General features: G+C 68.0%; 13 protein-coding genes. 8 read left to right on the top strand and 5 right to left on the bottom strand.

Translation table 11 applies throughout. The features are described from left to right. The first annotated feature begins 28 nt into the window (after positions 1–28). Positions 29–301 carry a BTH_I0359 family protein gene (locus WG903_RS04740; protein WP_340073073.1) on the top strand — a complete coding sequence of 91 codons (273 nt, stop codon included), beginning with the start codon at positions 29–31 and terminating at the stop codon, positions 299–301. A gap of 10 nt (positions 302–311) precedes the next feature. Here the strand turns inward: WG903_RS04740 and WG903_RS04735 are convergent, their stop codons facing one another. Next, positions 312–1,367 carry an AbrB family transcriptional regulator gene (locus WG903_RS04735; protein ID WP_340073072.1) on the bottom strand — a complete coding sequence of 352 codons (1,056 nt, stop codon included), beginning with the start codon at positions 1,365–1,367 and terminating at the stop codon, positions 312–314. Positions 1,368–1,389: 22 nt separating this feature from the next. On the opposite strand from WG903_RS04735, the gene WG903_RS04730 reads away from it, so the two are divergent. After that, positions 1,390–2,490 (top strand): glycosyltransferase, encoded by a 1,101-nt coding sequence (locus tag WG903_RS04730; RefSeq protein WP_340073071.1) that lies wholly within the window; start codon positions 1,390–1,392, stop codon positions 2,488–2,490. On the opposite strand, the gene WG903_RS04725 is transcribed toward WG903_RS04730, so the two are convergent. Genes WG903_RS04725 through WG903_RS04715 form a run of 3 tightly spaced genes read right to left on the bottom strand, consistent with a single transcriptional unit; the run spans position 2,487 to position 5,273 of the window. Beyond that, a complete protein-coding gene (locus WG903_RS04725) occupies positions 2,487–3,212 on the bottom strand; it encodes a hypothetical protein (RefSeq protein ID WP_340073070.1) in 726 nt (241 codons plus the stop codon). The two genes, WG903_RS04730 and WG903_RS04725, sit on opposite strands and share 4 nt — an antisense overlap. Next, positions 3,205–4,539 (bottom strand): aminotransferase class III-fold pyridoxal phosphate-dependent enzyme, encoded by a 1,335-nt coding sequence (locus WG903_RS04720; RefSeq protein ID WP_340073069.1) that lies wholly within the window; start codon positions 4,537–4,539, stop codon positions 3,205–3,207. Before WG903_RS04720 ends, WG903_RS04725 begins: the two co-directional genes overlap by 8 nt. A gap of 38 nt (positions 4,540–4,577) precedes the next feature. After that, a complete protein-coding gene (locus WG903_RS04715; protein WP_340073068.1) occupies positions 4,578–5,273 on the bottom strand; it encodes a DUF4197 domain-containing protein in 696 nt (231 codons plus the stop codon). A 38-nt stretch (positions 5,274–5,311) separates the two neighbouring features. Here WG903_RS04715 and purU point away from each other — a divergent pair, with 38 nt between their 5' ends. Continuing rightward, entirely contained in the window at positions 5,312–6,163 is an 852-nt protein-coding gene (gene purU, locus WG903_RS04710; protein WP_340073067.1) for a formyltetrahydrofolate deformylase, read from the top strand. 194 nt (positions 6,164–6,357) lie between these two features. Further along, complete coding sequence (locus WG903_RS04705; RefSeq protein ID WP_340073066.1) at positions 6,358–7,230, top strand: MT-A70 family methyltransferase; 873 nt, start codon at positions 6,358–6,360, stop codon at positions 7,228–7,230. On the opposite strand, the gene WG903_RS04700 is transcribed toward WG903_RS04705, so the two are convergent. Beyond that, on the bottom strand, positions 7,215–7,922 hold the full coding sequence (locus WG903_RS04700) for a BglII/BstYI family type II restriction endonuclease (RefSeq protein WP_340073065.1): 708 nt from the start codon (positions 7,920–7,922) through the stop codon (positions 7,215–7,217). The two genes, WG903_RS04705 and WG903_RS04700, sit on opposite strands and share 16 nt — an antisense overlap. Positions 7,923–8,019: 97 nt before the next feature. Between WG903_RS04700 and WG903_RS04695 the strand changes: the two genes are divergently transcribed. The 4 genes from WG903_RS04695 to WG903_RS04680 all read left to right on the top strand — a co-directional run bounded on the left by WG903_RS04695 (position 8,020) and on the right by WG903_RS04680 (position 13,190). Continuing rightward, a complete protein-coding gene (locus WG903_RS04695) occupies positions 8,020–8,889 on the top strand; it encodes a LysR substrate-binding domain-containing protein (RefSeq protein WP_340073064.1) in 870 nt (289 codons plus the stop codon). A 44-nt stretch (positions 8,890–8,933) separates the two neighbouring features. Continuing rightward, a complete protein-coding gene (locus tag WG903_RS04690) occupies positions 8,934–10,568 on the top strand; it encodes a sensor domain-containing diguanylate cyclase (protein ID WP_340073063.1) in 1,635 nt (544 codons plus the stop codon). A gap of 61 nt (positions 10,569–10,629) precedes the next feature. Beyond that, on the top strand, positions 10,630–11,700 hold the full coding sequence (locus WG903_RS04685) for an enolase C-terminal domain-like protein (RefSeq protein WP_340073062.1): 1,071 nt from the start codon (positions 10,630–10,632) through the stop codon (positions 11,698–11,700). After that, positions 11,697–13,190 carry an FAD-linked oxidase C-terminal domain-containing protein gene (locus WG903_RS04680; protein WP_340073061.1) on the top strand — a complete coding sequence of 498 codons (1,494 nt, stop codon included), beginning with the start codon at positions 11,697–11,699 and terminating at the stop codon, positions 13,188–13,190. The genes WG903_RS04685 and WG903_RS04680 overlap by 4 nt, the downstream gene beginning before the upstream one ends. Positions 13,191–13,192: the final 2 nt, after the last annotated feature.

The following is a 13,192-nucleotide window of genomic DNA, read 5'->3' as shown; positions in this document are numbered from 1 at the left end:
CAGCCAAGTAACGGGCAAGGAATACACCATGCAAATGCTTTATGACTCGGACTCGTTCGTCGTCGTGCACATGCTGGCGAACGAAGCCGCCGACGGGGAGGCCGCCCCCCGTTCGCCACGCCACGGCTTCGAGATCGTGGACAAGCGGACCAACCGCGAGGTCTACCTCGACGGCTCCTGGGCCGACGCCTTCCAGCGCCAGATCAACGCCTGGCAGCTGAACACCCCCACGCAGGAAGAGGTCGAGGAAAAGCTCGAGGGTTACTGCGAGCTCGCCCAGAACCCGCTGGTCCTGCACTGACCCCGCCGCGCTAACGCACCCAGCCGCGGCGATACAGCGGCTCGACCAGCACCAGCACGGCCACCAGGCGGCAGACCTGGAACGCCGTCACCACCGGAACCCCCAGCTGCAGCACCTTCGCGGTGATCGCCATCTCGGCGATGCCGCCCGGCGACGTGCCCAGCACCATCGTCGCCCAAGGCAGCCCGCAAGCCCACGCCAGCAGCGCGGCAACCGCCGCGCACAGCGCGATCATCACCACCGTCCCCAGCGCCACCGACAGGAGCCAGCGCGGCGCGGTGTGCACGAACTCGGCCGAAAAGCGCACGCCCAGGCTCACGCCGATGAAGAGCTGGGCGGCGTTGGTCATCCATGGCGGCATCGCCGACAACTCGATGCCCAGCATCGTGAAGCCCATGGTCACGAACAGCGCGCCCATGAACCAGGGATTCGATCGACCCGTGCGCGTCATCAGCCAGCAGCCCAGCCCCGCCGCCGCCAGCAGCAGCGCGAGGCCGGGCCAGTGCACGATTCGCGTGACGGGGGCATCCGGGTCGACGCCGTGCAGGCCGCCGAACGTGAGGGCGAAGGGCACCGTGAGCGTGACCAGCAGCAGGCGCAGGCTGTGCGCGGCCGCGACCATTTCCGTGCGGCCGCCGGCGCGCTCGGCCAGCAGCGTCATCTCCGATGCGCCGCCGATCGCCCCCGCGAAGTAGCTGGTGGCGCGTTGCTGCGCGTCGTCGCCGCCGATCTCCCGCGCGTGGCGCGCATGCAGCCAGCGGCCGAACGCCCAGCCCAGTGCCAGCGCCCACACGATCGCCGCGGCGATGGCCCACCACAGGCTCGCCACGAGCGCCGTGACCTGCGGCGTGAAGTACAGGCCCAGCGCCGCGCCGATCAGCCACTGGCCCGTGTTGCGCAGCGGCACGAGGCTGCGGGCGGGATAGCCGAGCACCGCCGCGAGGCCGGTGGCCACCAGCGGGCCGATGGTCCACGGGATCGGGGTGTGCAGCCACACGCAGGCCAGCGCGCCGGCCAGCGCGAGCAGCAGCGTGAGCGCGACGCGGGCCGGGAAAGTGTTCGCCATGACGCGGTTAGTATCGCCGCCTATGGCGAGCGCCCGACCCGCGATCCACGTCGTCGAGAAGAACCCGTACGCCCCGCGGCCCTACGTGTTCTCCGAGGTCGCGGTGTGCCTGCGCGACGCCATCCGCGCCGCCGGCTACGACAGCGAGCTGCTCCACAACCGCATCGACCCCCAGGCCTTCTCCATCGTGCTCGGGATCTGGCCCGACAAGGTGGGCGAACTGGAGCACCTGGACCCGCGGCGTTGCGCCGTCTTCAACTTCGAGCAGCTGGGCAGCACATCGACCATCGCCGGCCCGGAGTACCGGCGCTGGCTCGCCGGCTGGCTGGTGCTGGACTACCACGGCAGCAACATCGAGGTGCTGCGGCGCGAGAACGGCTCGCACCAGCTGGCCTTCGAGCTGCCGCTGGTGCCCAGCCCCGGCCTGCAGACGAGCGGCGACGAGGCCAAGGACATCGACGTGCTGTTCTACGGCACGATGAGCGAGCGCCGCTCGCAGGTGCTGCGCCAGCTGGAAGCAATGGGACTGAAGGTGGAAGCGGTGGCAGGCGCGTACGGCCCTGAGCTCGCACCCGCCATCCGGCGCGCCAAGCTGGTGCTGCACGTGCATTTCTACGAGAGCGGCCTGTTCCCCGTGGCGCGCATCGTGCAGCCGGTCATCATGGGCGTGCCGGTGGTGTGCGAGGACTCGGTGTTCTCCGAGCTCAACGACTGGTCGCACTCGGGCATCGTCTTTGCCGATTACGCCCACCTGGCCGAGGCCTGCCGCGACCTGCTCGAAGCGCCCGACCGCATGGCGGTGCGCGCGCGCATGGCGCGCGCCTACGTGCGCGAGATCGACTTCGCCACGCCTTTCGCGCGGGTGGTGCGCGCCTTCGACGCGCTGGCGCACGGCGCACCCGCCGCGGCCCCGGCCCCAGCCGGCGACCACGCCCTGTCGGACGAGGAGATCGCGCGCATCCTCGAAGAGGAAGGCGCCGAGCTGCCGCCGGAAGCCGATGCGCCGGTGCCGCCCGTGAAGATGGTGGAGCGCCAGCCCGGCAAGGGGCCTTACGGCAAGTGGGTCCTGGCCGTGCTGATCGTGTTCAGTTTCTACACGATCTGGCTGTCGATGCGCGGCTAGCGTTTCTCGAAAGCGGCCGGCAGCCAGCCAGCGGACGTGAGGGCGCCCTCGTGCGCGTGGTAGATCGCCGTGCGCCGGTCCGACACCTTGCAGCGGAACTTCGGCATGGTCACCTGCGACACGACGTCCTGCGTCGCGTAGTGCGCCGTGTCGGCCTCGATGTCCTCGAGCAGCGTGCGCGCGAAGCGGCGGTTGAAGCACATGGTGCCGCTCATGCCGCCGGGCGTGTGCGACGTGAACTTAACGCCCGGGCTGTAGCGGAAGTCGGCGGGGCGCGTGTAGAGCAGGCCGCAGTTCTGCGACACCGAGAAGTCGCAGTCCTTCAGGTCCTCGATGCCTTTCTCGACGTGGTCGCGCAGGTAGATGTCGTCGTGGTCGGCCCAGAAGAAGTGCGAGCAGCCCTGCTCGATCAGGTACTTGAGCGGGATCGAGTACCACTGGTGCTGCGGCAATTGCGCCGCCGTGTGCAGCCAGGCGATGCGCGGGATCACCTTCAGGTCGTCGACCACCCAGAAATACGAATCGGCGATGCCGTTCTGGTGGACGCAGATGATGTCGGGCGGGCGCGACTGCGCGGCGAACTGCAGCACCGCGGAGCGCAGGAGGTCCGGCCGGTTGTGCGTGGTCAGCAGCACGCCCACCCGCGCGGGCAGGCGGGATTCGCGCAGCGCATCGATTTCCTGCGCGAAGCGCGAAAGCTCGGGCGACTTCTCCTCAGGCATTCCTCTTGATCGAATCCGCGAGCATGTTCACGAGCTGGTCGATGTGCGACTTCTCGACGATGTAGGGCGGCGCGATCACGACCACGTCGCCCGCCGGGCGCACCAGCGCGCCGTTCTTGAAGCAGTCCAGGAAGATGTTGAAGGCGCGTTTGCCGGGGCTGCCGGCAATCGGCGCGAGTTCCACCGCGGCGGCGAGGCCGAGGCTGCGGATGCCGACCACGTTGGGCAGGCCCTTGAACGTCGAGTGGAACGCGTCGCCCAGCACCTTGCCCATCTCACCGGCGCGCTGGAACAGGCCCTCGTCCTTGTACAGCTGCAGCGTGGCAACCGCGGCGGCGCACGCCACCGGGTGGCCCGAGTAGGTGTAGCCGTGGAAGAACTCGACGACGTGTTCGGGCGCGTCGGTCTTCATCATCGCGTCGTACAGCTTGTCGCGGCAGATCACGCCGCCCAGCGGGATCACGCCGTTGGTCACGCACTTGGCGAAATTCAGCATGTCGGGCACGACGCCGTAGAAGTCGGCGGCGAAGTTGGTACCCATCCGGCCGAAGCCGGTGATGACCTCGTCAAAGATCAGCAGGATGCCGTGCTTGTCGCAGATCTCGCGCAGGCGCTGCAGGTAGCCCTTGGGCGGCAGGTACCAGCCCGCGCTGCCGGCCACCGGTTCGACGATGATCGCCGCCACGTTGCTCGGGTCGTGCAGCGGCAGGATGCGGTTCTCCAGCTCCAGCAGCGGGTCTTCTTGCCAGACCGGTTCCTGGTTGTGGATGTAGGCGTTGTTCACCGGGTCGTGGATGAAGCGCAGGTGGTCCACGCGCGGCAGCATGGCCGCACCGAACACCTTGCGGTTGGCGGGAATGCCGCCCACGCTCATGCCGCCGAAGCCGACGCCGTGGTAGCCCTTCTCGCGGCCGATGAAGACGTTGCGGTGGCCTTCGCCGCGCGCGCGGTGGTAGGCCAGCGCCACCTTCAGCGAGGTGTCGGCCGCTTCCGAACCGGAGTTGCAGAACAGAACCTTGTTCAGGTCGCCGGGCGCCATCTTCGCGATGGCCTCGGCGGCCTCGAAGGCCTTGTCGTTCGATGCCTGGAAAGCCGTGGCGTAGTCCAGCGTGTCGACCTGCTTCTTGATCGCGTCGTTGATCGGCTTGCGCGCGTGGCCCGCACCGACGCACCACAGGCTGGAGATGCCGTCGATGACCTTGCGGCCGTCGTGCGTGGTGAAGTGCATGCCCTCGGCGCCGACGAAGACGCGGGGCTCCTTGCGGAACTGGCGGTTGGGCGTGAAGGGCAACCAGTGGCTGTCCATGCGGAGGTCGTTGTAGGCCATTGCAAATTCTCCTTGGCGGATTCCTATTTTGGCGCGGATCAGCGCAACGCGCCGAAGACCTTGCCCAGCAGGGCGCTGCCGGTGCCCACCGGGTCGCGGCGGATCTTCTTCTCCTCCTCGCCGATCACGTGGTACAGGCCGTCCAGCGCCTTGCGGGTGACGTAGTGGTCGATGCTGGCGTCCTCCTGCTTGACCAGGCCGAAGCCGGCTGCCTTGCCGGCGACATGGTCGTACTTCTGGGCGAGTCCCACCTTGGCGGTGGCTTTCTTCACCACGGGCAGGAACTGCCCCGACAGGGGCTGGCGCGTCTTGTCCGCGAAGAACTGCGTCACCGAGGTCTCGCCGCCGGTGAGGATGCGCTTGGCGTCGCCGACGCTCATGTTGCGCACGGCGTCCTGCAGCAGCTTCCTGGCCAGCGGCACGGCGCTCTCGGCGGCGCGGTTCATGGCCACTTCCAACTCCTCGACCTGCTGGCGCTGGCCCATGGCCTTGAGCAACTTGGCCGCTTCCCGCAGCGAGCCGGGCAGCTGGATGCGCACCTGCGGGTTGCCGAGGAAGCCGTCGGGCCGGCCCAGGAGGCGCACGGCCGCGGCGGCGCCCATGTCCAGCGCCGCCTTCAGGCCGCGGCCGGCGTCCCCGTCGGAGATCCCGGCCAGCGACTGGGCGCGCACGGCGGCCAGCGGTGCCAGGGCGAGTGCGCCCGCCAGGGCGCGGCATAGGTGGCGTCGGTCCATCGGCCCTCCTCGAGGCTCCTGCGACAATCACGCACAGTATGAACCACGCCTACATCCTCACCCTGTCCTGCCCCGACCGGCCCGGCATCGTGCACGCGGTGTCCGGCTTCCTGCTGGAACGCGGCGGCAACATCGAGGAAGCGGCGCAGTACAACGACCACGGCACGGGCCTGTTCTTCATGCGCGTGCAGTTCGCCTGCGACCAGCTCACCTTCGAGGACCTGAAGGCGCAGCTGAAATTCTTCGCCGAGCCCTTCGGCATGAAGTGGGAGCTGCACGCCACCAACGAGCCGCTGCCGACGGTGATCTTCGTCAGCCGCGAAGGCCATTGCCTCAACGACCTGCTGTTCCGCTGGAAAAGCGGCCTGCTGCCGCTGGTGGACGTGCGCGCCGTGGTGTCGAACCACCGCGACTTCTACCAGCTGGCCGCCAGCTACAACGTGCCCTTCCACCACATCCCCGTGACGGCGGCGACCAAGCAGCAGGCCGAGGCGAAGGCGCTCGAGATCGTCGAGGCCGAGGCCTCGCAACTGGTGGTGCTGGCGCGCTACATGCAGATCCTGTCGAACGGCATGTGCGAGCAGCTCGCCGGCCGCGCCATCAACATCCACCACAGCTTCCTGCCCAGCTTCAAGGGCGCCAAGCCCTACTACCAGGCGCACGGCCGCGGCGTGAAGCTGATCGGCGCCACCGCGCACTACGTGACGGGCGACCTCGACGAGGGCCCGATCATCGAGCAGGACGTGGCGCGCGTGGACCACAGCAAGACCGTGGAGGACCTGACCGGCATCGGCCGCGACACCGAGAGCCTGGTGCTGGCGCGCGCGGTCAAGTGGCACAGCGAGCGCCGCGTGCTGCTCAACGGGCACCGCACCGTGATCTTCAAGTGAGGCGCGATTGCAACTCGCTGACCATTAGGACACGTGCCGGCCCTTCATAGAAGCTGCGCGTGGTGACGAGCAATTGCCAGCGTGGTGTCATCTTCAATCGATGGGCTTTGAGGTTGTTGTGTTCGCGTGACATAGCATGTGCGCATCTCAAAAATAGATCTTTATTTAGATCTTTACCCAGTACACTGCGCTCTATGAAAGCTCTTCCCCTTCGATCAGAAGCGCTGTCGGCGCCGTTGCCTCATATTGTTGGTGGTTTTTCGACTGTGTTGGCGGATCCGCCTTGGCGATTTGCAAACCGAACGGGGAAAGTGGCTCCGGAGCATCGACGCCTGGATCGATATTCGACCATGCCCCTTGACGCCATCAAGGCGCTTCCCGTGAGCGAAGTGCTAGCCAAGAATGCGCACCTGTACTTGTGGGTTCCAAATGCGCTTTTGCCCGACGGACTGGAAGTGATGGCGGCTTGGGGATTTCGCTATGTGAGCAACATCGTTTGGGCCAAACGACGCATCGATGGCGGCCCTGACGGAAGGGGCGTGGGCTTTTACTTCCGCAATGTCACTGAATTACTGCTCTTCGGAGTTCGAGGTTCGATGCGGACGCTGACACCCGGGCGGTCTCAAGTGAACATGATCGAAACACGCAAGCGCGAGCACTCGCGCAAGCCGGATGAGCAGTACGCGCTCATCGAGTCTTGCTCTCCTGGTTCATATTTGGAATTGTTTGCACGACACAGTCGTGATGGTTGGGTAGCGTGGGGAGACGAATCCTCTGACGAGGTGGTCCCGCGCGGCGCCGTACACAAGGGCTACGGTGGCGGACCCTTATTGCCTCCGCTCCTTCCCAATGAGCACGTTGATACGGCAAGAGCAGAGGTTTTGGGAGAGAGACTGCGCAAGATGTATCGCACAGGAAAGAGTGTTCGACAACTCGCAGATGAAACGGGCTATTCGATTCAACGGATTCGCGTGCTGCTCCAAGTAGCAGGAACAACGATGCGCCCCCGCGGTCGAAGTGCAGCGTCACGCGAACAGGAAGCTGACCTCTTTCAGACAACCGAATAGGGCTGACCGTTCCAGGTCGCTCGGTTCGCCGCGACGATTAGTAATGGGCACGTGCCCATTACACCGCGGCGGACCCGAAGCGTTGCCTTCTCAAGATTTGTCGTCGTAGAAGTTCGGAGATCAATCGGGACTCTGGCTGTCCTCTGAGCAGCGGGTAAGGTCAGCAAGTGTGCGGCCCAGATCTCATCGGCCAATCCTCTTAAAGAAAGTTGATCCTGGGTGATGAGCACTGCAGCTGAAATGACACCAGCGTCGTGCCATGACCGGTACGCAGATAGATCACGATCCAAGTTGCCGTCTTTCGCATTCCACTCGACGTCCAGTGCTACGCGGCCCTTGAAGTTGTCGACCAAGTAGCCTTCTTGGCGCATTTCGGGGAGTTCACCGGTCACTGCTCCCGCACGCGACAGAAGTTCGCCTCTGGTGAGAAGGTCCACCCTAGTCTCTCGCCAGCCACGAGCGTTGAACATGTTGTCGATTTCGATCGCAACTTGCCCACGGTTCCCGCCCGCTCGAAGCCAGCTGGGAGGATTGAGGGTGAACGTTCTGAGAACTTCCGTAATGTCACGCCACTCTTCTGGGCACACCGAGCGCAGCACCGCCGCAGCGGAGCTGGTTTCCAGAAATGCCCAGCGCTGTCTAATTTCCGGGGCAAGAACAAGCGGGTCGTCGTATGTGCGAGTCTCGAACATCACTGAAGTGTATGTGCACCGCCCGGATTACCGCAGCCCGCCTTCACGGCACGAAGCGGAAAGGCCAAAATATCCCTTTCCCTCAGTCACAATCTTTATGACTTCGCGCATCCCGCCGATCCAGTGCCTCGTGACGTTCGAGGCCCTGGCGCGGTTGCGCTCGGTGACGCAGGCGGCCGACGAGCTGTGCGTCACGCCCAGCGCGGTGAGCCACCGCGTGCGCCAGCTGGAACAGATCCTGGGCACCAAGTTGTTCGGCCGCGCCGACTTCTCGCTCACGACCGAAGGCAGCGAGTACCTGGCTCACGTGCGCGAAGGCCTGGCGGTGCTCGGGCGTTTCCCGGGCAAGGATGCGGCGCAGGGCAAGCGCAAGCTGCGCGTGGCCGTCACGCCCACCTTCGCGCGCTCCATCCTCATGCCGCGGCTGCGCGCCTTCCTCGAGGCCTATCCGGAGATCGACCTGACACTGCAGGTGTCGATCCCGCTGCTCGACGTGGTCGCGGAAGATGCCGACCTGATGATCCGCTTCGGCACCGGCCGCTACGCCGACGTCGAGCATGTCTGCGTGATGACCGACGAGGTCACGCCGCTGGCGGCGCCGCACTACCTGCGCGAGCACGGGCCCTTCGACACGGTGGAGGACTTGCTCGGAGCCAAACTGCTGAAGAGCCCCCTGGAGCCGTGGCGCACCTGGTTCCTCGCGCACGGCGTCGACACGGGCGAGCCGGCCGAGGGCTCCTCGTTCAACGACATCGGCCTGATGTGCGACGCCGCGGCGCAAGGCCTGGGCATCGCGCTCGTGCGCCTGAAGCTGGGTGCGCCCTGGCTGGAGAACGGCTCGCTCGAACGCGTGTCGGCGCGCAACGTGCCCAGCCCCCATGCGCACTACCTGTGCTGGCGCACCGGCGCGATGGACCGCTGGGAGTGCGCGGCCTTCGCCGAGTGGCTGCAAAGGAGCCTGGCCTGAGCACCTGGCTACGGTGGCTGCTGGCGGCAGGGCTCGCGCTCGGCATGGCGGGGGCGTTCGCCGCGGACGTCACGCGTCAGGCGCAGGTCGCCGTCGATCCTGCCGCCACGCTCACGGTGAGCGACGTCGAGGGCGGCGCGCTGAAGCTCGAGCCGTTGCACCCGCGTTCGTTCGCCCTCGGCGCCGGCGCGTTGTGGCTGCGCCTGGACCTGCCCGCGCACGACGCAGCGCGCGCGACGTATGTGCAGCTGTCCGGATCGACCGTGGTCAACCGCGCGAGCTTCTTCACGCGCGCGCCCGACGGCAGCTGGCACGAGCAGCGCGCCGGCGACCACGTGGCGGTGGCGCAGTGGGCCCATCCCGCGGCAACGCCGCTGTTCGACGTGCCGGCGGCGGGCGGCCGGGCGTGGCTGCGCATCGAGAACCAGCCGGCCCCCGTGAGCCCGTTCCTGCAGCTGATGGACGAGGGTGAACTGCAGCAGGCGCAGCGCTGGACCTTCGTGGGCATCGGCATGTACCTGGGCTTCGGCCTGCTGGTGCTCATCGTCGGCCTGATCCACGGGCGCCTGTACGGCGAGCGCGTCTTCTACTCGTACTGCGCCTACGTGCTGGCGATGCTGATGTTCCAGCTGGCGTACACCGGGCTGGGCGGCCTGCTGCTGTGGCCGCAGTCGGCGGCGGTCAACGACGCCGCGCCGGGCTTCTTCATGCTGGCGATGACGGCGGCGGGCATCTGGAACATCCGCGAAGCCGTGGCGCTGCGGCGGCACAGCCGCAGCGTGGACCGATTCACGCTCGGCTTCATCGGGTTCGGCGCGCTGTTCGCCTTGGCCTACAACGCCGTGCTGTCGCCGGCGGCCTACGTACTGCTGAACCTCTATGGGCTGGCCGCCGTGATCCTGAGCATGGCGCTGTGCCTGTGGACCTGGCGGCGGGGCGAGCGCTACTCGGGCTGGCTGTTTCTCGGCTTCCTGCCTGTGCACCTCGCCTACCCTTTTCCCGCGCTGCGCGCCGCGGGCGTGATCGCCGACAGCTGGGCGACGCAGTACGCGGTGCTGATCGGCTCGGCCATCGAGATCCCGCTTCTGCTGTACATCCTGCATGCGCGCGCCAAGGACTTCAGCGAGAACCGCGCCCGGCTGCGCGCGCTGGACAGCACCGACCCGCTCACGGGCCTGACGACGCTGCCGGTGCTGATGCTGCGCCTGCGCGATGCGCTGCGCCGCGCGCAGCGGCTGGACCACCGCTTCGCGCTGCTGGTCGTGGAGCTGGCCAACCACGGCGACATCCTGGCGCGCGGCGGTCGCACCGCGGCCGACCGCGCGCTGGTGGTCGCCGCATCGCGGCTGTCGCGGCTGGTGCGCGAGATCGACACCGTGTGCCGCATCGAGGACGCGCGCTTCGCCATCCTCACCGAAGGCCCGCAGGGCGGAGACCTGCGCGCCGCGCTGGCACAGCACATCATCGCGCGGGGGCTGGAACCGGTGCCGCACCTCGACGTGGCGCTGCGTTTCCGCGTCGTGACGGCCTGGCTGCCCGACACCGCGCCCGGCGCCTCACCGAAGGTCGGGGGCGCGGATGAGCAAGGCGTGCTGCAGCGCCTGGGGGCCGCGCTCGACGAGCTGCTGCAGGACCCCCGGCGCGTGCTGCAGCACCTGGAGGCCGGCGCCGCGCCCTGATTTCAGGCGCCCGCGGAAAATTCTTCATGCGCGCCGCGTGGCTGCCGCCTACAGTGGCGCCATGAAGATCCGATCCCTGCAGGCCCGGCCCGTGAAGGTTCCGATGGCGACGCCGCACCGCACCGCGTCCGGCACGATCGAGAGCTCGCCGCTGGTGCTGGTCGACGTCGTCGCCGAGGACGGCACGCGCGGCCAGTCCATCGTGTTCACCTACACGCCGGCCGCGCTCAAGCCCACCGCCGACTTCCTGCGCAACCTCGAGCCGTTGGTGGCGGGCCAGCCGCTGGCGCCGGCGGCGCTCAGCGAGCAGCTGCACGCGCGCTTCCGCCTGCTCGGCACGCAAGGGCTCGTGGGCATGGCCCTTGCCGGCATCGACATGGCGTTGTGGGATGCGCAGGCGCGCGCCCAGGGCGTCGGCCTGCATGCGCTGCTGGGCGCGCAGCCGAAAAAGGTCGCTTGCTACGGCGGCGTGGGCTACGACGGCGAACGCGATTCGGCACGCGCCGCGGAGGCCTGGGCCCGGCAGGGCTTCAAGGGCGTGAAGGCCAAGGTCGGCTACCCCACGCTGGCGCAGGACATCGCGGTGGTCCGCGCGATGCGCGCGGCCGTCGGGCCCGACGTGGCGCTGATGGTCGATTACAACCAGAGCCTGTCGCCGCTCGAAGCGCGCGCACGCCTGGCGGCGCTGGATGCCGAAGGGCTCGCGTGGGTCGAGGAGCCCGTGCTGGCGCACGACTTCGCCGGCTTCGTGGAACTCGGCCAGCGGGCGAAGACGCCGCTGCAGGCCGGCGAGAACTGGTGGGGGCCGCTGGATTTCCGCCACGCGTTCAATGCCGGCGTGCGCGGCCACGTGATGCCCGACGTGATGAAGTGCGGTGGGGTCACCGGGTGGCTCGCGGTGTCTGCGATGGCGCAGGTGTACGGCGCCAGCGTCTCCAGCCACCTGTGGCCTGAAACCAGCGCGCAACTGCTCGCGGCCACGCCGACGGCGCGCTGGCTCGAGTACGCCGACTGGTGGAACCCGGTGCTGCAGCAACCGCTCGCGGTGCGCGAAGGCAGCGCCGACATCGAAGGCGTCGTCGGCAGCGGCGTCGCGTTCGACGAGGCCGCGGTGGAAAAATTCGCCGCATGAACGCGCCCGCCGACACTCACGCGCTCGCGCGCGCAGAACGCCAGGCGCAGGTGGTGCGCGCCCTGGCGCCCCTGTTGCCGAAGGAGGCGTTGCTGTGGACCGCGGAGTCCACGACGCCCTACGAATGCGACGGGCTCACCGCCTACCGCCAGCGCCCGCTGGTGGTGGCGCTGCCCGAGGACGAAGCCCAGGTGCAGGCGGTGCTGCGCGCCTGCCATGCGCTGGGCGTCCCGGTGGTCGCGCGCGGCGCGGGCACGGGCCTGTCGGGCGGCGCGATGCCGCATGCCGAAGGCGTGACGCTGTCGCTCGCCAGGTTCAACCGCATCGTCGCGATCGACCCGCTCGCGCGCACGGCGCGCGTGCAATGCGGCGTGCGCAACCTCGCGATCAGCGAAGCCGCGTCCGCATACGGCATGTATTACGCGCCCGATCCGTCCAGCCAGATCGCCTGCACCATCGGCGGCAACGTCGCCGAGAACTCCGGCGGCGTGCACTGCCTGAAGTACGGCCTGACGCTGCACAACGTGTTGAAGGCGCGCGGCTTCACGGCCGAGGGCGAGCCCGTCACCTTCGGCGGCGAGGCGCTCGACGCGCCCGGGCTGGACCTGCTGTCCGTGGTGATCGGCAGCGAAGGCATGCTCGCGGTCATCACGGAGGTGACGGTCCGGCTCATCCCGAAGCCGCAACTGGCGCGCTGCATCATGGCCAGCTTCGGCGACGTGCGCCACGCGGGCGACGCGGTGGCCGCGGTGATCGCCGCCGGCATCATCCCCGCGGGCCTGGAGATGATGGACAAGCCCATGACGGCGGCGGTCGAGGACTTCGTGCACGCCGGCTACGACCTGGCGGCGGAAGCGATCCTGCTGTGCGAGAGCGACGGCACCCCCGAAGAAGTGGAAGAAGAGATCGGCCGCATGAGCGAGGTGCTGCGCGCCGCCGGCGCCACCGCCATCGCCGTGAGCCGTGACGAGGCCGAGCGGCTGCGCTTCTGGAGCGGCCGCAAGAACGCCTTCCCGGCGTCGGGGCGCATCAGCCCCGACTACATGTGCATGGATTCGACGATCCCGCGCAAGCGGCTCGCGGACATCCTGCTGGCCATCCAGCAGATGGAGCGCAAATACGAACTGCGCTGCGTCAACGTCTTCCACGCCGGCGACGGCAACCTGCACCCGCTGATCCTTTTCGACGCGAACGTCGCGGACCAGTTGCACCGCGCGGAACTGTTTGGCGCAGACATCCTGGAGACCAGCGTCGCCATGGGCGGAACGGTCACGGGCGAACACGGCGTGGGTGTCGAAAAACTCAACTCGATGTGCGTGCAGTTCACCGCCGAGGAGCGCGAGCAGATGTCCGGCGTCAAGCGCGCCTTCGACGCGAAGGGGCTGCTCAACCCGGGCAAGGTCATCCCGCAGCTGCGGCGCTGCGCCGAGTACGGGAAGATGGTGGTGCGCGGCGGCCGGCTGCCGCACGCCGACCTGCCGCGCTTCTGAGC

The organism is Ramlibacter sp. PS4R-6 (assembly GCF_037572775.1).
Classification (GTDB): Bacteria; Pseudomonadota; Gammaproteobacteria; order Burkholderiales; family Burkholderiaceae_C; genus Ramlibacter.
This window is presented reverse-complemented; position numbering and strand designations above follow the sequence as displayed.

Excerpts from the sequence above, each read along its gene's own strand:
- WG903_RS04695 (WP_340073064.1), top strand. The coding sequence starts at position 8,020 with ATGACTTCGCGCATCCCGCCGATCCAGTGCCTCGTGACGTTCGAGGCC.
- WG903_RS04715 (WP_340073068.1), bottom strand. The coding sequence starts at position 5,273 with ATGGACCGACGCCACCTATGCCGCGCCCTGGCGGGCGCACTCGCCCTG.
- WG903_RS04730 (WP_340073071.1), top strand. The coding sequence starts at position 1,390 with ATGGCGAGCGCCCGACCCGCGATCCACGTCGTCGAGAAGAACCCGTAC.
- WG903_RS04735 (WP_340073072.1), bottom strand. The coding sequence starts at position 1,367 with ATGGCGAACACTTTCCCGGCCCGCGTCGCGCTCACGCTGCTGCTCGCG.
- WG903_RS04725 (WP_340073070.1), bottom strand. The coding sequence starts at position 3,212 with ATGCCTGAGGAGAAGTCGCCCGAGCTTTCGCGCTTCGCGCAGGAAATC.
- WG903_RS04700 (WP_340073065.1), bottom strand. The coding sequence starts at position 7,922 with ATGTTCGAGACTCGCACATACGACGACCCGCTTGTTCTTGCCCCGGAA.
- WG903_RS04720 (WP_340073069.1), bottom strand. The coding sequence starts at position 4,539 with ATGGCCTACAACGACCTCCGCATGGACAGCCACTGGTTGCCCTTCACG.
- WG903_RS04740 (WP_340073073.1), top strand. The coding sequence starts at position 29 with ATGCAAATGCTTTATGACTCGGACTCGTTCGTCGTCGTGCACATGCTG.
- WG903_RS04685 (WP_340073062.1), top strand. The coding sequence starts at position 10,630 with ATGAAGATCCGATCCCTGCAGGCCCGGCCCGTGAAGGTTCCGATGGCG.
- WG903_RS04690 (WP_340073063.1), top strand. The coding sequence starts at position 8,934 with ATGGCGGGGGCGTTCGCCGCGGACGTCACGCGTCAGGCGCAGGTCGCC.
- WG903_RS04705 (WP_340073066.1), top strand. The coding sequence starts at position 6,358 with ATGAAAGCTCTTCCCCTTCGATCAGAAGCGCTGTCGGCGCCGTTGCCT.
- purU (WP_340073067.1), top strand. The coding sequence starts at position 5,312 with ATGAACCACGCCTACATCCTCACCCTGTCCTGCCCCGACCGGCCCGGC.
- WG903_RS04680 (WP_340073061.1), top strand. The coding sequence starts at position 11,697 with ATGAACGCGCCCGCCGACACTCACGCGCTCGCGCGCGCAGAACGCCAG.